General features: G+C 63.4%; 5 protein-coding genes. 4 read left to right on the forward strand and 1 reads right to left on the reverse strand.

Features of this window, described 5'->3' with window-relative positions; genetic code table 11:
* Nucleotides 1-200: 200 nt before the first annotated feature.
* Complete coding sequence (locus ACLJOO_RS29175; protein ID WP_410790636.1) at nt 201-4,181, forward strand: NACHT domain-containing protein; 3,981 nt, start codon at nt 201-203, stop codon at nt 4,179-4,181.
* Nucleotides 4,182-4,632: 451 nt separating this feature from the next.
* Here ACLJOO_RS29175 and ACLJOO_RS29180 read toward each other — a convergent pair whose 3' ends face one another.
* Complete coding sequence (locus ACLJOO_RS29180) at nt 4,633-8,163, reverse strand: DUF4020 domain-containing protein (RefSeq protein ID WP_410790637.1); 3,531 nt, start codon at nt 8,161-8,163, stop codon at nt 4,633-4,635.
* A gap of 174 nt (nt 8,164-8,337) precedes the next feature.
* Between ACLJOO_RS29180 and ACLJOO_RS29185 the strand changes: the two genes are divergently transcribed.
* The 3 genes from ACLJOO_RS29185 (at nt 8,338) to ACLJOO_RS29195 (ending at nt 16,536) form a co-directional block, all read left to right on the forward strand.
* The gene (locus ACLJOO_RS29185) at nt 8,338-10,986 is read left to right on the forward strand and encodes a hypothetical protein (RefSeq protein ID WP_410790638.1); all 2,649 of its coding nucleotides are present in this window, start codon (nt 8,338-8,340) and stop codon (nt 10,984-10,986) included.
* A 649-nt stretch (nt 10,987-11,635) separates the two neighbouring features.
* Nucleotides 11,636-12,025, forward strand: coding sequence for a trypco2 family protein (locus ACLJOO_RS29190; RefSeq protein WP_410790639.1), 390 nt, complete (start codon nt 11,636-11,638; stop codon nt 12,023-12,025).
* Nucleotides 12,026-12,033: 8 nt separating this feature from the next.
* The gene (locus ACLJOO_RS29195) at nt 12,034-16,536 is read left to right on the forward strand and encodes a trypsin-like serine protease (RefSeq protein WP_410790640.1); all 4,503 of its coding nucleotides are present in this window, start codon (nt 12,034-12,036) and stop codon (nt 16,534-16,536) included.
* The last annotated feature ends 85 nt before the right edge of the window (nt 16,537-16,621 follow it).

The following is a 16,621-nucleotide window of genomic DNA, read 5'->3' on the forward strand; positions in this document are numbered from 1 at the left end:
ACGTCATGCCACCTGGGGACAGCTCGGGAGCCGCAGATGTTGAGCGCTATTGGATGCCTCCTGGCAGCTCGTACTCCCTGACGTCCGCGGGTTGGCTTGCCGACCCGCGCGGTGACCGCTTCTACACTCCGAACCGCGACGCGATCACGACAGCGGACCTGAATGCAAGCCGATGTCTTGTCCTGCTCGGGGAGCCTGGCATGGGGAAGACCACAGCTCTCAAAGCACACGGAGTCCTGGAGCCATCAGACAACGAGGTCGAGGTGCTGCGGGTCGACCTGGGAAGGTTCTCAAGTGAAGATCGGCTCGCGCGTCGGGTCTTCGAAAATCCCAAGATCGCGACATGGCTGGCAGGAACGGGGGTGCTCTGCCTGACACTCGACAGCTTCGACGAGGCTCACGGCCGTATCCAGAACCTCCCTCGGATGCTGGACGAGTACCTCGAAGACTGGGACTGTGCACGGCTCCTGCTCCGTATCGCGTGCCGGACGGCGGACTGGCCAGCATCATTGCGAACAGTCCTCGACAAGCAATTCGGTCATGTCGACATCTTTGAGCTACTCCCCCTGCGTCGCGACGATGCTGCGATCCTGGTCGACAAGGCAGACGTCGACGTCGATTCATTCTTGGTTGCGATAGAGCAGGCACACGTGGTGCCGCTCGCAGCTAGACCTCTCACACTGAACCTGCTCTGCAGCGCAATGCGTCCCGACGGAACCCTGCCAGGCAACGCAGCCGAGCTCTACGAGCGTGGCCTTCTCGCGTTGTCCGACGAGATGAACCCTCAGCGCCGTGACGCGGCGAGTCCATCCTCAGGACCGATCGATCGCCTAGGAGCGGCAATGCGAATCGCCGCGATCTCGACCTTCGGTGGTAGGCCAGCAATCTGGACGGGCCCGATAGCCGAGGCTGAGGCCTCGGACATCCTGATAGATGACTGTGTTCGTTCCGAGGCCACACATTTTTCCGCCATCGGCAGGGAGCTGGTTGACGCTACGTTGCGCACCGCGCTGTTCGCTGGCAGGGGCGATCAACGACTCGGCTGGTCGCACGCCACGTTCGCGGACTATCTCGGCGCACGCTGGATTATCTCCAACGAGCTCGATGAGGCTCAGGTTCGGTCCCTCTTGCTGTCCGATGACAGAAGCATTCCCGCACGAGTTCGGCAGGTTGCCGCGTGGCTCGTCGGCATCGAGCCAGACCGATTCCGGTGGCTGATCCCTTGCGATCCGGAAGCATTCCTCGGGAGCGTCGACCTACCTGATCCCAGTCTGCGGCGAGAGGTTGCTGACGCGCTGTTCACTGATGCCCGAGCGGGTCGCCTGTACCACGACAGCATGCTGGACCTCAGCGATCTCGCCCACCCGGCACTCGAGGCTCAGCTCCGTACTGCCCTGGCCGACACCGACCTACAGGTAATTCGCATCGCTATCGACATCGCGAGGCAATGTCAGCTAGCGGCGGTCATCCCTGAACTGACGGCTCTTGCACTCGACGCTGCTGCTGAGGCGCACATCCGCGTTGAAGCCGCATTGGCGGTTCACGATCTCTCCGTTGACAAGCCAATCCACGACCTCGTCACATTGCTCGCTGCATCCTCGGCGTCACCGGATGATGACAACACGGACCCGCGGGAACTTGAAGCTGCGGCGCTGATGGCCTCGTGGCCGCACGCGATTTCGACTGAAGCGGTCTTCGACATTCTGAACCCGCGGCATCCCCGCAATCATTTCGGCCTCTACTCGATCTTCATAGGCGACTTCGCCCGACGACTCACAGGCGATGACCTGACGGTCGCCTGCGACTGGCTGAGCGCCGACCCCACCCGCCTCAACGACAGCCGGCTGACGCAGTTGGTCGATGCCATCATCCGACTTTGTCTCAAACACCTGTCGGACTCTAAGGCACGAGAGACTGTCAAGCAGATCGCCTTTCATCGCGCCGACGGGTACGAACCACTGTTCCGTGACGAGGCCTTCGAGCACGAGACTGAACTTGAGTCCGCGGACCGACGTGCGCTTGCGTTGCTCCTTTTCGAGGACGCCACCGATCACCAGGTGTGGAGCATCATCGAGTCTGCCAGCGGTCACGGTCTCGCGTTGGTACGAGCAGAAGATCTCGGCTGGCTTCTGGAGCAATACGGCTCAAGCGACGGAACCCTCAAGGAGAACATCGGGACAGCTGCCTCCTACATTCACAACCCCGACAGTGCCGCCCACTCCGAAGTTGTCCTCGGTCTGGCTGAGAACCACCCAGCAGCTGAGTTGTTCAGTTACTGGCGAACATATATCCGGCTCGATTCCCCGGAAGCGACAGCGGCGCGGGACGCACTGCGCAGGCGCGCCGCCGACCAGGAGCGAATGACTCGACGGCGCACGGCCAGCGCTGAGCGAGACGCTTGGATCAACCCCCGCATCATCGCTAACGCAAAGAAGGCCAAGGCAGGCGACACGAGCGCCTTCTGGCAGGCCATACGCCTCGTCACCGTACGCCCGGGGACCCAGCGGTACATGGACGAGTTCCAGCCCGATGTGACAGCACATCCCAGATGGGCAACGCTTCCGGCAGAGACTCACCAGGATCTTCTCGACGCTACGTCCGCCTACCTGCGGAACGGACGCTGCGAACCAGAGAAGTGGCTCAGTCAAGGCGACGCCTACTTCCCCGCGCAGGCCGCGTATCGTGCACTTCTACTTCTACTCAAGGAACGCCCAGACGAGCTCAGTCTCCTGTCCGGTGAGGTATGGCGAGAGTGGGCTCCGATCCTGGTGAGCTGGACAGCCACGGTCAATGGCGCTCGCGCGGAGGACAAGGCGGCGCTATTGAGTTTTGCGATTCCGTCGGCGTATCCGCAGCTCCTCACCACGCTCTTGACACTTCTCGACCGAGCTATCGCCGCCAACGAATACACGTTCTTGCGCGACGACCTCGCATTCCTGGAGTCGGACCAACTCGCGTCCGAACTCGTCGAACGTTTGAGGCGCCCCATGGGCCCGCTTCCGCGCAACGACATACTCGATGCCCTCATGGAGAACCACATCGACCTCGCGCGTCCTGTGCTGTACGAGTGGCTTGCGCCTCAGGCGCGTGCTCAGGACCCGGTACGCGCCCATACCGCAGTCATACGCCTGCTTCAGTGGGACACCGCTGACGCGTGGCCTGTTCTCCACGACCTGATGGACTCCGACCCGGACTTCATGAAGTCGGCCTTCCTGACCATTGGCTACGGCTTCGACCGCCGGCCACCTCATCTGCACGAATCCCAAATGGCCGACCTGTACATCTGGCTCCGGCGACAATTCCCAGCCAGCGAAGACCCACAGTTCGAGGAAGCTCATGTCGTCGACGCCCGCGAGTCAGCTGGGTCTTGGCGAGACTCCCTGCTGAACGCCCTGAGGCGGATTGGAACGCGGCAGGCTGTGCTTGCCGTCGAGCGGATCGTCGCCGCCTTCCCAGACAACAGGTGGCTACTCCGCGCAGTGGTCGATGCGCGTCGCTCCTACCGCGACACGACTTGGGAGGCGCTCAGTCCGAGCGAGCTCGACCGGCTTGCGAGCAGCCGCCGAGCACGACTCGTGCGGAACGATGAGGACCTCCTCGCGGTCACCGTGGACGCTCTCAACGCCGTCCAACAGCGGCTGCAAGGCGACACACCCTCAGCGAGTCTCCTCTGGGATACCCATTCCAAACGGCCCAAATCCGAAGAGGAAGTCTCCGACTACCTCGCGATCGAGCTCAGCAGACGACTTCAAGATCGTGCAGTCATTGTGAATCGCGAGGTGCAGGTACGTCGCACGAAACCCGCTGGACTTGCCGAACGGACAGACCTTCGGCTCGAGGCCGCGCCGCCGCCAGGCCACGCAACAACGACTCAGACACTACGTATCCCGGGCGAGGTCAAGGGCGCCTGGAACCCGGGGATTATCGACTCCATCCAGAGTCAACTAGTCAGCCGGTACATGGCAGACTTCCAGACGAACTACGGCATCTACATAGTTGTCTGGTTCGACCTCGACTCGTGGAGCAACACCGACAGCCGCAAGAGCAAGGCAGCCTCACACGGGAGCCGCGAGAGCCTCCTGTCACGCCTTCAGGAACAGGCGACTGAACAACTAAGCTACGGTCACATGGTCGAGGTCGTCGTACTCGATGCATCCCTGCAACGTCCTGCCTGTCCCTAGCCAAACTACCTGCGGCCCGTTGGAACCTGCCTTTTTGCCAAGTCCGCATGTGACGACCGTCGCACCATTTGACGGCGTCATACTCGCGACTGCGAGTGGATCCGGACTTGACCCCGGTGGCCTGCGGGCCTTTGATGGCCTTGGCGTGCTCAAGACTCCCCACGACTACTGGACGCCCGATGCTGATCGCGAGGATCCATTCCGCCGCTGCAGCGCAGACCCGAGACCCTGGAGTCCCTGCAAGTCGTACTGCGGCTGATTGCCTGCGACCTGCCGAGCAGCGGACACATCAACCTGCAATCCTGAACGAACTGTCGTCAGATCGTCCGAACAGTCAGGGCCTGCAGTGCCGCAGGCGACCCTCCGGCTGTCCACGACCGCCATACGCTGCCGCCCACGTCGCGCGGATTCCAGCGAGGCGGCTGGGTCAGGCGACTGCACGATTTCGGCCTCAGTCAGTCAAGGGGACTCTCAGCCGAACGGCCTCTTGCCGGATGACGGCAAGGTCGGCGGGATCTGCTGTTCTGTTCAGCTCGCTCACGATGCCTGGGAGTTCGTGCAGGCTCCAGCACGGTTCCTGCGTGCCCTTGAGCAGATGAGCGATCAGTTTGCCGAACGCTCGCGGAGCCCGCCGAAGGCGATCGTCGGCGAGACGTTCCAGCACGACGTCATGCTCGACCAGCCTGGCAGGTCTGGATGTTGCGAGTATGACGGCGTCGTCCGCTGAGTCTGTCAAGTAGACGGCCCAGCAGGCCATCGCCGATGCCTCGGACTCTGTCAACGGCAACGGGATGTCGCTGAGCCGATCATGCCAGTACTGTCTGATCCAGCGCTGCCACTGCTGTTCAACGGCAGCCGGCTCCAGCGTGTCGAGCGACCAACTGACGCGGTCTGCCCATTCGCGGCGGTGCTCCGCGCTGGCCCGCCGTACGAAAGCACGCAGCCAGCCAGTCGGCCTGATCCTGCTATACAGGGCAATACTCGCAAGGTGGTCCGCCAGTCGACTGGACAGCTCGGGCGGGAGCGTTTCGAGATGCGAAACAGTGTCGAGGTACCCGTCGAGGAGCCCGCTGCCCAGGAGCTCGTCGGTCCATTGCCCTATGTACAGGAACGACTCCCATATGCGCCGCGCCCTGGCCGGGGCCGACCACGCGAACAGCGGCAACAGCTCTGACTCACACCAACCCCAGTCTGCTTTCGAGAGGAACCGCAGACGCGAAGCCAGTACGACTCCCGCCATCACGCCGCGTGGATCCTCAGCATCGAGCATCGGCTCGAGCTCCTGCCTTGCCGCTTCGGGGATTCCGACCCACTCTTCACCGAGGGCCCGCCAGTCGCCCGCGATCGCTCGCATCCAGAACATAGCCAACCGCCCGTGCGTGCTGGCGATCGATCGTTCCAACCACCTGCCGGCATTCGGCTCTGTGTCATCGATTTCGAGCTCGGGCGGGGAGGTGTTCCAGACTCGGTGAGCGAGCGTCCTGGCCTGCGAGAAACGGTGCCACTGCGTTGGGTTCAGCTCGCTCTGGCCACCGTCTGCCAACATCCGACTCAGATCATCGGCAGCCAGTGTGACGTCATACTCGCTGAGTCGCTGCAGAATCTTCTGCGCCATCGCATCGTCGACATCGGCGATCGACCAACCGCCTACCACAGCGGACACGATCGCGGGCGGCGTCGTCACCTCGGAATCCAGAAGGACGAATCCGTCGCTCGGCCACTCTCGCAGTGTCTGGACAATCAGCTGGAGCGCATCGCTCCAGGTCGGACCGTCGTCGGGAAAGACTCGGTCCTTGTAGCGAAGCAGCTCGGTGACCGCCTCCGCGGCGTCTCCATCGAGTCGCCGGTGGAGTTCTGAGGGGCTCATTGGCAACTGTTGTTCGACGTGACTGAATTCAAACCGGTGCGGCGTAGTGGGCGGCTCGCTCAACGTCAGATCTGGGAACTGTAGCTCCAGCTCCTCGAAAGCGCTCCTGGCGACTGGCATCTCCGGGAACCGGTCGGCGGTCCAGCCCAGCAGAAAGAAGCGGGACTGCCCATCGATCTCGTCCCCCAACGCGACGATCTGCGACACCAGCAACTGCGCCACGTCTGCGGTCACCGACGGCAGCGCTGCCGCGACCAGGCTCATCACCTCTGTCCGAAGATGATGATCCTGAAGACGATTCGCGGACAACAACCACTCCAGTTTTGAGGTGCTATCGACGTCTCCGCGCGCACCCCAGGTATGTACGGCGAGGCGACGAAGGATCGGCACTTCGGAAGCAGCCCACGTTCGAAGCATGTCCTCGCCGTCACCGGCGCTGACACAGGCCGTGAGCGCATCCCGCGCGACATCGATCAGCACATCCATCGGCTCGACGGGCCTCGAAGGTCGGCCGTCCTCAGCGATCGTCGGCCTGCGGAACGACACCGGGTCGAACCGCGGCGGCCCCGAATCGGTCGCCGCAAGTAGGTGGTACGCCCGCTGCAGATGTCGTTCCGCGATCAGCACGAGATCCGGCGCCACCTCCGGGAGCACAGGATCGAACAACATCGTCTGGGCCTCCTTGAGCCAGTAGCCGCTGCCTCGGAAGTTCAGCTCCACGCTGAAGGGGCCACCCAGCCCATACGACCTTCTTGATTGCATGATCGGTTCGGACAGATAGTCGAACAGGAGCAGCGCAGCGGACCGTTCGGCAGGCCAGCTGGATGCCATCAGCGCATACTCGAGCAGCTTGAAGGAAGCGTCAGGCGATGCCGTCTCCATCAGCAACACTGGCCACGGCCGGAGCCACCTCGGGCGAGGACCTCCAGGCCCGCCGGCGCGATGGAGCGCATGCGCCAGAGCGTTCCACAGAACAGGTTCGATCCGGCCGCCGAAGCTCGTGATGACGCGCAACGCGTCCGCGGTGAGATCCTCATCTATCGCAAAGTGCGTCGCGAACCAGTCCGCCAGCGCATACGTGCACCCGTTGACGGGCGATGACGGGTCGAACAGCCGCCGGAACTCGGCATGGGCGGTGATCCAGTCGAGCCACGTCTTCCCCCGGGCAACATCGGTGAACAACCCGACACGCTGCGGGTCCGCAACGACGGCATTGAGGTACGACAGGTCCTCTGGAATCTCGGTCGGCGCCGAGGAGACCAATCGTCGGAGGCGTTGCTGGTGACCGAGGCTGCCCATCGAGGCGTCTTCGGCCCAACCTTCCAGTGCCGCCGGCAGCGCTGCGAAGGTTCGATCAGCGTTGGGGTACTCGAGTGGCGTGATGCCCAACGTCGTCCACTCAGGTGCACTGCCGTCATCGGTGAGTGAGTAGCGTTTCTTCCCAGGCCCGAGCGCTCGTGCCAGATACCGCATCACGACGTCGCTGTGGCTGTAGCCGACGAACAGGACGCTGAAGGTCGCGAACATTCGCTCGAGGAACCTCGCCGCCCAGGCGTCACGGAGATATGCGCGCCCGAAGTCCTCGGCGGTGAGCACGAGCCGACGTGTCGGCCCACCCAATCGCCCATGAAGGTAGACGATGCCGGTGAAGTCGTCGCCCATCGGCAGAGCCGGTCCGACGAACTCGGCGAAATCTGCGCCCGCGGCCTTCAGCGCCGAGGACAGGTGTAAGTCATAGTTCGTGGTGACGATCCGTACTTCGCCGCCTGCCATGGCCAACTCCGCGACAGCGCGATGCAGCCGGTTCGGTCTCGAAGTCCACAGCGTGAGGTGGTCAGCGACTCTCCGGTGAACCTCGACTCCCTTATCTGCCAGGTCGCCGAGGAACCAGTCAAGCTGCACCCCGGGTGCTGGCGCCGAGCGCTCAGCCTCGAGCGCGACGTCGGTAGCAAGCGTCTTGAAGTCGGGTAGTGACGAGGGCGCGCCCATCGACGCCCCCGCGCCAACGAAGATCACCAACTCACCGGCTCGGTGCGCTTCGATCAGCTCGGCCGGGAACTCGACATCTCGGATCCTCATCGGCACGATCCTATTGGCTCCGACCTCCCTCCGCATCGCGTCTCCTGCTGCCCTGTCGCACCTGGGCAGCGAACGACCTGTACACACGACGAGCCCGAGCGGACTGCTTGCGTGAGTAGGTATTCAGCGACGGACCGGGAGCGAAGACGGAGTAGGCCGCATACTCGGTGCATACTGCGGCGGGTGCGGGTTCCTCGATGGTCTCTTGGTATGTCCATGGTCTTGATCGGTGTAGCGTGGACGGTCGCGGTTGTGCGGTGGCCGCGGCTATCGTTGCCGGACGATGCGACCGCGCGTGGGTGGCAGTCGCAGGTAACCATCGGGCTTGCTTCGATCATCGCGGGGCTGGTCGCGCTGTTGCTGACCGTCGGGCTTGCTGCGGTTCAGTTGCGGGCATCGCTATCCTGGCGGGCAATGCGGGGCATCTTCGACGTACCGGCCAGGGTCGGCTTGCTCGTCATCGTTGCGATCGGCGTTGCCTTCCCGCTCTGGGTCGCGATGGCTCCAACTGCTCGCTGGAGCAGGTTGGCGTTCGCGGCATTTGGTTGGGCACTTCTGCTCGCAGCGGCCATGGTCTGGATCGGGATGGAGCGCACAGCTCCCGAGTGGCTCGTCGACCGGGCGATTCGACGCGCAGTACGAGCGCCCGGTCGCAGGTCCATCGGCAACAAGCGTCGTACGACGGACCGGACCGATGTCGTCGTCGAACTCGCGGGACATCCCGCGCTTGGCGCCATCGAGCGCCGGCGGGCACTCGTCGCCGCTGCCTACTTGCTGGCATCGCAACCCCACTCCACAGAGCGGGCAAGGACCGACGCGGCTATCGGCCGGATCGCCCGTGGCCCCATCGACGGCAGCACAGATCCATCGGTCACCGAAGACACCGTCATCGTTCTCACAGTGCTAGGCGTGGCCCTAGCACACAGGTCGTCTGCCCACTACACGATCCGAGGTGCACTCACTGGGATAGGCCAGCGGGCCAGAGCCGATGGTCATCATGCAATCGGCAAGGAAGCCTTGAATGGTCTGGCCGAAGCAACAATCGCGCGACTGGCACTGCTCGTACCGCCTGTACCGTGCAGACCCGCAAGTCGGCCGCTCAGTTCCCAGGACAGCCGACGAGCAGTCCTAACGCACCCGCACCGACATGCGGCTACGACGATCATCACAGAGATCACGCAGGCGACAACTGGAGAGCGGCTAGAACGACTCGACGTTGAGGACATCGTGTCGGCCGCGCTTGCTCTAGGAGGAGAAGACGAGCCCAAGTCGCCCAATGAGCACCAGGCAAACGAGCTCTTGCAAGCCACGACGGACGATCTCGTCAGCATCTTGGCTTCACCGCGGCCCGACGCCGGCCGGTGGCCCGGTGGCTGGCAGGGACCCGGCGAGCTCGCAGAAGACATCCGCAGAATCCGCGCGTTGGCGCACTCTATGTACGAGCAGGGTCAGTACAACGGAACGGACACAGTCGAGAACGCGCTCGAGGAGATCGGTGTCGCCCTACTGACGGACTCTGATCCCCAGGTCTCACGACCGCCCGACAGGACACGTTGGCGTGACGCCCACAGTCCTGACGATGAAGACCCCTCAGCGGCGTTTGGCAAGGCGTTGGCCGACCTGATGGTTGCTGCGTTCGAAGGCGGGTTCGACAGACGCGCTCTCATCACCGGTCGCCGGCTCCTGGCCGCCATCACAATGTCCGCGACATCGGTCAATATTTCGGCCGCCACGAACCTCGGACGCTCGTTTCAGCTAGCAATCCTGCAGCTCACTCAGCATCAGCAGGATCGCAGCTTTGCGCACCACGTTCGCGAGTCCAGACTGCTCGGTGGCCTGATCTCGGAGGTTGATCCGCTCATCACCGCGTGCTCAGCTGACCCTCGACTCGAAGACCTGACCCGCAGCGTCACCGGAGTGCTTGCCTGGTCGACCGACGGCAATCCCCTTCCGCTTGCCACTGAGCTCTGGAAGGCTCGACTTCGGACCGTCGGGTGGCTGACTGAGCCATTGCACCATCAGCGCAGGCCCGGATCGGCCGAGGTCGCTCCACTACCGGCCGGACTGGTCTCAGAGGCGCAGGAGCAGATGATGAGTGCCCTTGCGCATGCTCACCAGGATCCGTCGTATGCCGCGGCTCTCATTAGCAGCCTGTGGGCTCACAGCGCCGCGAGCCTGCGGTCCGGCGACAACCCCGACGCTGCCGAACATCTCCACGATCTCCTCACGAGATGGCGCGGCGAATTGAAGAACGGCGTGAAGGTGTTTGAGGACGCCCTCGGTGAGAGGGCGCCAGGTCTGCGGGCGGTAGGCAAACCGCTGAACAGACTGATCCGCGCGGCGATCCACTGGTCAGTAGAACCGCGTCGGACGCCAGCGTTCCCTCGCCGCGTACCGCCATTTGCCGGGCGCCTTCACAACATGCTGTCCGATCCGCGCTTCGTTGATCTGACCTATCGGGGTTTGCGAGGCAGCGCAACCTTGGTGCTGGTCGAAGAACACGGCGGCACTAAACGCCTGCTACGCGACGACGAGTCACGTGCTCGTGGCCAGTTCGAATGGGGGTACGGCGGCACTGGACCGACAAACCTCGCGGAGAGCCTCGCCGTCGACGTCCTGGGCGATCTCGTCCCATGCCCAGCCTGCTTGGGCGGAGCAGCGTTCACGTCGAAGCTCGTGCACTGTCAGGAATGCAAGGGAACCGGACAGGCGCCTCAACTGTTCGCCGTCCAAATGTCGATCGCCGAGAAGATCGACACTCTGCCGCGCAACCGCGAAACAGACCAGAGCTGGTCCACCGACTGGACCTGCACACGTCGCGAGCTTCTCCAACAAGCATCGAAGAACCTCGAACCGTGAACCTCTGATATTCCGGATCCTCCGCTCACGGAGCATCCTCCGCTCGCGCTGCGCCGCGTGCCCACGATGACGAATCCGAGAACGAGACCCTTGAGCGCGTCGGCCAGCCGGCTGTCGGTGGCGAGGACTCTCCGCCGGGCCTGGCAGCAGATTCTCGCCAGCGAAAGCTGGACCTGCCCTACGGTCATACGCCGCCAGGTTGAACTCACGCTCAGACAATCCACAGCTAGGAACTACAAATTCGGGGATGATCAACTTATCTCTGTCTCTATGCACATCGGAGCAGCGCCTGACGATGCGTGTTCCTCTCTCAACTACGCCGTACGGGTGGCCAACCAACCGATCCGCGGCCACCCTGTGGACATCGATCGCGCGCTGGAGGCTGTTGACATCGCAGATCAGAGTCTCCGGCTCAGGGGCGCCTCGGAGGGACGCGCTAGCGAACCGGAAACCCCGTAAGCATCCGGACGCAGGCCGCTCGCAGCAACCTCGACAGGAGGGCAGCGTCACTCTGGGCACCATGCCGAGACGACGGCTAACATCCGGAACGTACCGGAGTCGCTCCGATTCCTGCGGGTGCTCCGGTTTCTGTATTCAATGTCAAGAAGGGGGCAGCCGAGTGGGGATTGAATCCGGACGGCTCGGGTTGGTGGACTTTCTGGCCGATCTGCACACCGATCTCGAGGCGGCGCGGCAGGCAGCGTTGGAACGCGGCGGCGAGGTACGGCTCGGGGTTGAAGAGGTCACCGTCTCCTTGGAGGTCGTGCACGAACGCACAACCTCCGGTGAACTCGGCGGCAAGGTGACGGGACGATTCTGGGTCTTCGGGTCGGCCGAGGCATCAGGTACAGCGGCACGCGAGTCGACACGATCCGGCACCCAGTCGCTCACGATATCCCTCCGGCCTCAGGTTGCGTCGATGATTGTCGATGAGCAGGGCCGGACAACGGTGACACACTCGGGTCTCAACATCTCTGGTCCGATCGCGGACGATGAACAGCAACCGCCAGCGCCTCGGTCGGCTGGCGACACGCGTTAGTGATTGCGGTGAATCAATCAGAGCGCGCATTGTCTGAGAGCCGGTTTCAGCATCCGTCGTCCCGCTGTGTGGTCGAGTTGCGGGTCTCGAGCCGCGAAGGCCGTGCTCATGTCGGATCCGGATACCTCATCGAGCGAGGGTGGATCCTGACGGCCGGCCATGTTGTTCGAGGCATGCCTTCAGTGCGTGCATGGGTCGATCCGGAATCCGAGCTCAGCACTCGGAAGGAGGCAATCGTCGACCTGAGTGCGATCCGGTTCATCGGGAGCGAGTGGGCGTTGCTTCCGATCCCGGAGCATCAGCCACCCGATGGCTTTAGCCCAGCGGTGTTCGCGACCATCGACCGCGACAGTGGTCAATCGATACCCGTCGTCGCGCTGGGCCTGCCTTGGTTCAAGCTTCGGGAATCGCCAAACGAGCCCGTTGCTGAAGGAGCCTCTGCCGGACCATTGATCCGTGAGGTCGCAGCCGTTGCCGGAGAGTTGATGCCGCTTAGCAACGCTCGCACCGGAACCTTGGCCCTGACCGTATTCGGTGGTCCCGATGCCGCAACGCAGACACAGACCGCGGAGGCCGCCCAACAGTCTGGCACGGCCGGCGAGATCAGATCGGTATGGGAGGGTATGTCCGGCAGTGCGGTCTGGGCGGGTTCGCAGCTCATCGGGGTCGTAGTGCAGCACCATCCATCGGAGGGTGCCACCACCCTGACTGTCGCAGGCTTACCCACTGATTTGGCGGGCACCGGCTCGAGAAGCGATTGGTCGAACGTGCCCGCCTTGAGTCGACCTACGATTATCACCTCGTCGGCCAACGTGATGTCAGCGACGTTTCGGCGGTCGGCGCAGCGGCTCGCACCGCCCCTCCTGTCAGGCCGCAATGACGAACTGATGGCCCTCGACGCGTTCGCCGCGGGTGGAGAGCGCTGGCGCTGGTACTCGGCCGGTGCCTTTGGCGGCAAGACCGCCCTGCTCGCATGGTGGGCCGCTCACCAGCAGGCACAGGATACCGCCGTCGTGAGCGTCTTCCTCCGACGCTCAGCCGGCCTGAACACGGCCCGCGACGTCATCGTCAGCCTGTCGGCGCAACTCGGCGCAGCCATGAACCTTCCCGATTTCGAGCTCCGACAGTTGGAACTGCAAATAATCGACGGCACCAGCGTGGCGCGTCTTGAGACATTGCTACAGATCGCCGCCCAGCACTGCCGGAGGCTGCTGGTGGTTGTGGACGGACTCGACGAGTTCGAGCCGCTCGGACAGATCCCTGTCACAGAGTGGTTGCCGGGATCCCCTAACATGATGTTGCCGTCGAACGCGGCATTGATCATCAGCAGCAGAGCGGGCGCACCGACCGGGATACCCGACGGACATCCATTGCACAACCATAAGGTAGTGCTGCAACCATCCACGGTTGCCGACAAGGTTCGGCGGCGCGCCGAGCAAGAGATCCTCCACGCGCTCCGGGACCCGGGACGGCTCGATGCGAGAATCATCGGATTCCTCGCGGCAGCAGGCGGACCGCTCACCCACGCCGATTTGAAATCTCTGATTCAGCCACAGAATCTGCAGGTTCTGGAGTCTGACATCAGGCAGGTCTGGAGCAGATACCTTGCCCGAACCCTGATACCTGATGTGGAGAATCTCGGATACGAGTTCTCTCATGACGCCTTGCGCGAGTACGCACGAGCCTCTTTCGCCGGCGACCTGCCCTCGTATCGCGACCGCATCCATGCCTGGGCCGATGGCTACGCGAGACAAAAGTGGCCGCGGGAGACACCTCGGTACCTACTCGGTGGATACGCCGGCATGCTCGCCACCGAGCGGAGGACTGATCGGCTCGTCGCGATCGCAACCGACACCGATCGGCAGGCGCGGCTGCGGAAAAACAGTGGCGGTGACTCGATCGGACTCGGCGACTTGACGCTGGCAGCCGACCTACTGACTGAGCGCGTGCCTGTCTCCCCCAGCGCAGGGCGCGAACAACTGATGCCCACGTCGCTCGATCTCCATGCGTTGGGCAGCGTCGTTTGGCATCGCGACCAACTCCGCCACCGAAACCGGGCCACACCCCCACGGCTACCGGTCGCGTGGGCACGCCTCGGACAGTTTAGGCGTGCTGAGAATCTGGCTGGGGCCATCACCGATTCGGCGCGACGAATAGAGGCGTTGATGCTCGTGGCGATCGAGGAAGCACACGCCGGACTTCCCGTCGAGGCCGCCGTCGTCATCGAGCGCGTAGAGCAGACGCTGAACGCCATTACCGACCTCGCCGATCGGAGTCGCGTCCGGACACAGGTCGTCGCGTCCCTGGCTAACGCAGGCATGGTTCGTGACGCCGTACGAATCGCTGGCGCGTCCCATGCCCCTGGCCACGGCGCCGTCCCGGAGCTCGCGACCGCGCTGGCAGTCGCAGGCAAGTATCGCGATGCGATGGCCATAGTGCGCGAGTTCCTCGAGTTCATCAGGGGTTCAGATGAGTGGCTGATCCCAGGGGAGGCGCGACCAGCTGCGCTCGCTGTGGCCCTGGCGATCGGACGGGGCAACTTGAGCGAGCTCGCCGCGGTCGATCAAAGCCTCGCGGATTCTGAGACGGCCCTAACGGTGGCGATGTTCCTTGCTCTAGATGGACGGTCCAACGAGGCTCATCGACTGGTTTCATCACTCCCCGGCCCTGCAGCGCCCGCCGAGGATCTTATTGCCCTGGCGACGCTGGTAGGCCAGACTCTGGCGCCAGAACGTGCAATGGTAGTCGCCGTCGAAATTCAACGTGCCGACCGTAGGACCCCGCGGTGGTCGAGCGACGAGCCCATCAGAACTCTCGTCACCGCTCTGGTCGACGCTGGATTTGCCGATGCAGCCGAACAGATTCTCGGTACCGTCTCTGACCCAGAATTCGAATCTCGGGCACGGACAGCGCTCGTCGAAGCTTTGACGCGAGTAGGGCGTCATGTCGAGGCGGCGCGGGTCGGCGCGCACTATCGCGATGTGCCCGGCCACGTCATGATGCTGGCCGCGATCGCTGCGAATCGCGCCCAACGGCAGGAGTTCGAGAACGCGGCCACGGCTGTCCGCGACGCTGAGCACCTTGTGGTCGGCGCGGCCGGTTACGGCGAATATGAGCGGCTGCTCGCCGCTCTCGCAATCGCGGTCGGCGTCGCAGGGCTGCGGATAGAGGCCGAACGCATCATATCGTCCATTCCGGAGTTCTACCTGCCCGGTGGCTGGTTCAGAGAGTTCGCCTCGGCCGTCGTTCGGGCCGGTACCTACGACGATGCAACGCGCCTCGTAGCATCCGTGACAGAACCCGCCAGGCGTGTCGAGGTACTGACGGATCTCGCCATCCCTCTGATCGCAGTAGGCGACACCTTACAAGCCACCGAAGTTGCGGAAGAAGCCGAGCGTATAGCTGCGGCCTTGACGGATCCGGTCAGACGGACGACGGAATTGACGTCGCTGGCTGGGGCTCTGTGGCAAACCGGAGATACGGTCACCGCAGCAGCCGTCACTGCGCAAGCGGAGCTGACGACGACCACGATCAAGGATCCTGAGCAGCGAGACGCGGTGTTGCGGTCACTCGCCACGAAATTGGGTCAGGTCGACCAGCCAGCTGAGGCGCTCAAGATCGCCCTCACCGTCCATGACTCCTACAAGCAAGCTGAGGCGTTGTTTGCAACCGCAATCGCCTTTGCCGAGTCCGGCGACTACAGACAGTCGCATCTCATCGCTCGCGAAGCAGCAGCGAACCTTGCGAATACGACAGATCCAGGCAAGCGCGCCTGGGCGCAAGGTGAGCTCATCAAGACGCTGGCGGCGACCAATAGCTTCACCGAGGCATCGGACCTCGCGGTCGCCATCAGCGAACCGTCTGTGAGAGCGAAGGCGCTCATGTTGGTTGCCCACTCGATCATCCAAGTTGGCCGAACTGACGAGCTACGAACAATCATCCATGACGCGACACGGGCAATCGAGAGCGTCAACGGCACATATCTCCAAGCAACCCTGCTCGGCGAACTAGCGACTCTACAGGCGTCGGTGCGAAACTTCACCGAAGCCGAGCAACTCACCGCAAGAATCGGGCACACAGGCCTTCAAGCCGATGCGCGACTTGCCGTTGCCGCATCCATGTATGACGGCGGCGAGCCGGGCCGGGCAGCAACCCTCCGCGAAGCTGCGGAACAAGCAATGCCTGATCCTGATCAACACGCCAGATGGCTGACTGCTCTGGCCAGCGCGCTGGCTCGCAACGAACGATATGCCGATGCAGAGCAGCTTCTCGAGAAGCTCGTCGATCCCCGCAAGCGGGCTCGAGCCCTGGCCGAGCTGGCAGCGGTGCAAGCCACCACCTTCGCCGAGATCGAGACACAAGCTGTTACGAAACGCCTGATCGCGGACGCATGGTCGCTCGCCGACTGGCCAACTCCCCTCGACGCAATCGCGCGGGTGGATCCCTCGGTCTTACTCACGCTCGCCAGGCTCGAGCTCGAACAGCCCAACTCGGAACCGGCTGCCCAGTGAGCCAGCCACAGCGCGCAGGCAGGTTTCGACGCGATAGGTGTGTGCGCCGGCACGCTGGTCATCGACAGCACACATTTCGGCTCGA

Origin of the sequence: Kribbella sp. C-35, from assembly GCF_046549195.1 — a bacterium.
Lineage (GTDB): Bacteria > Actinomycetota > Actinomycetes > Propionibacteriales > Kribbellaceae > Kribbella.

Bases quoted from the DNA above. Each gene is read 5' to 3' on its own strand.
- ACLJOO_RS29175 (WP_410790636.1), top strand. From the start codon at position 201: ATGGGGAAGACCACAGCTCTCAAAGCACACGGAGTCCTGGAGCCATCA.
- ACLJOO_RS29180 (WP_410790637.1), bottom strand. From the start codon at position 8,163: ATGCGGAGGGAGGTCGGAGCCAATAGGATCGTGCCGATGAGGATCCGA.
- ACLJOO_RS29185 (WP_410790638.1), top strand. From the start codon at position 8,338: ATGTCCATGGTCTTGATCGGTGTAGCGTGGACGGTCGCGGTTGTGCGG.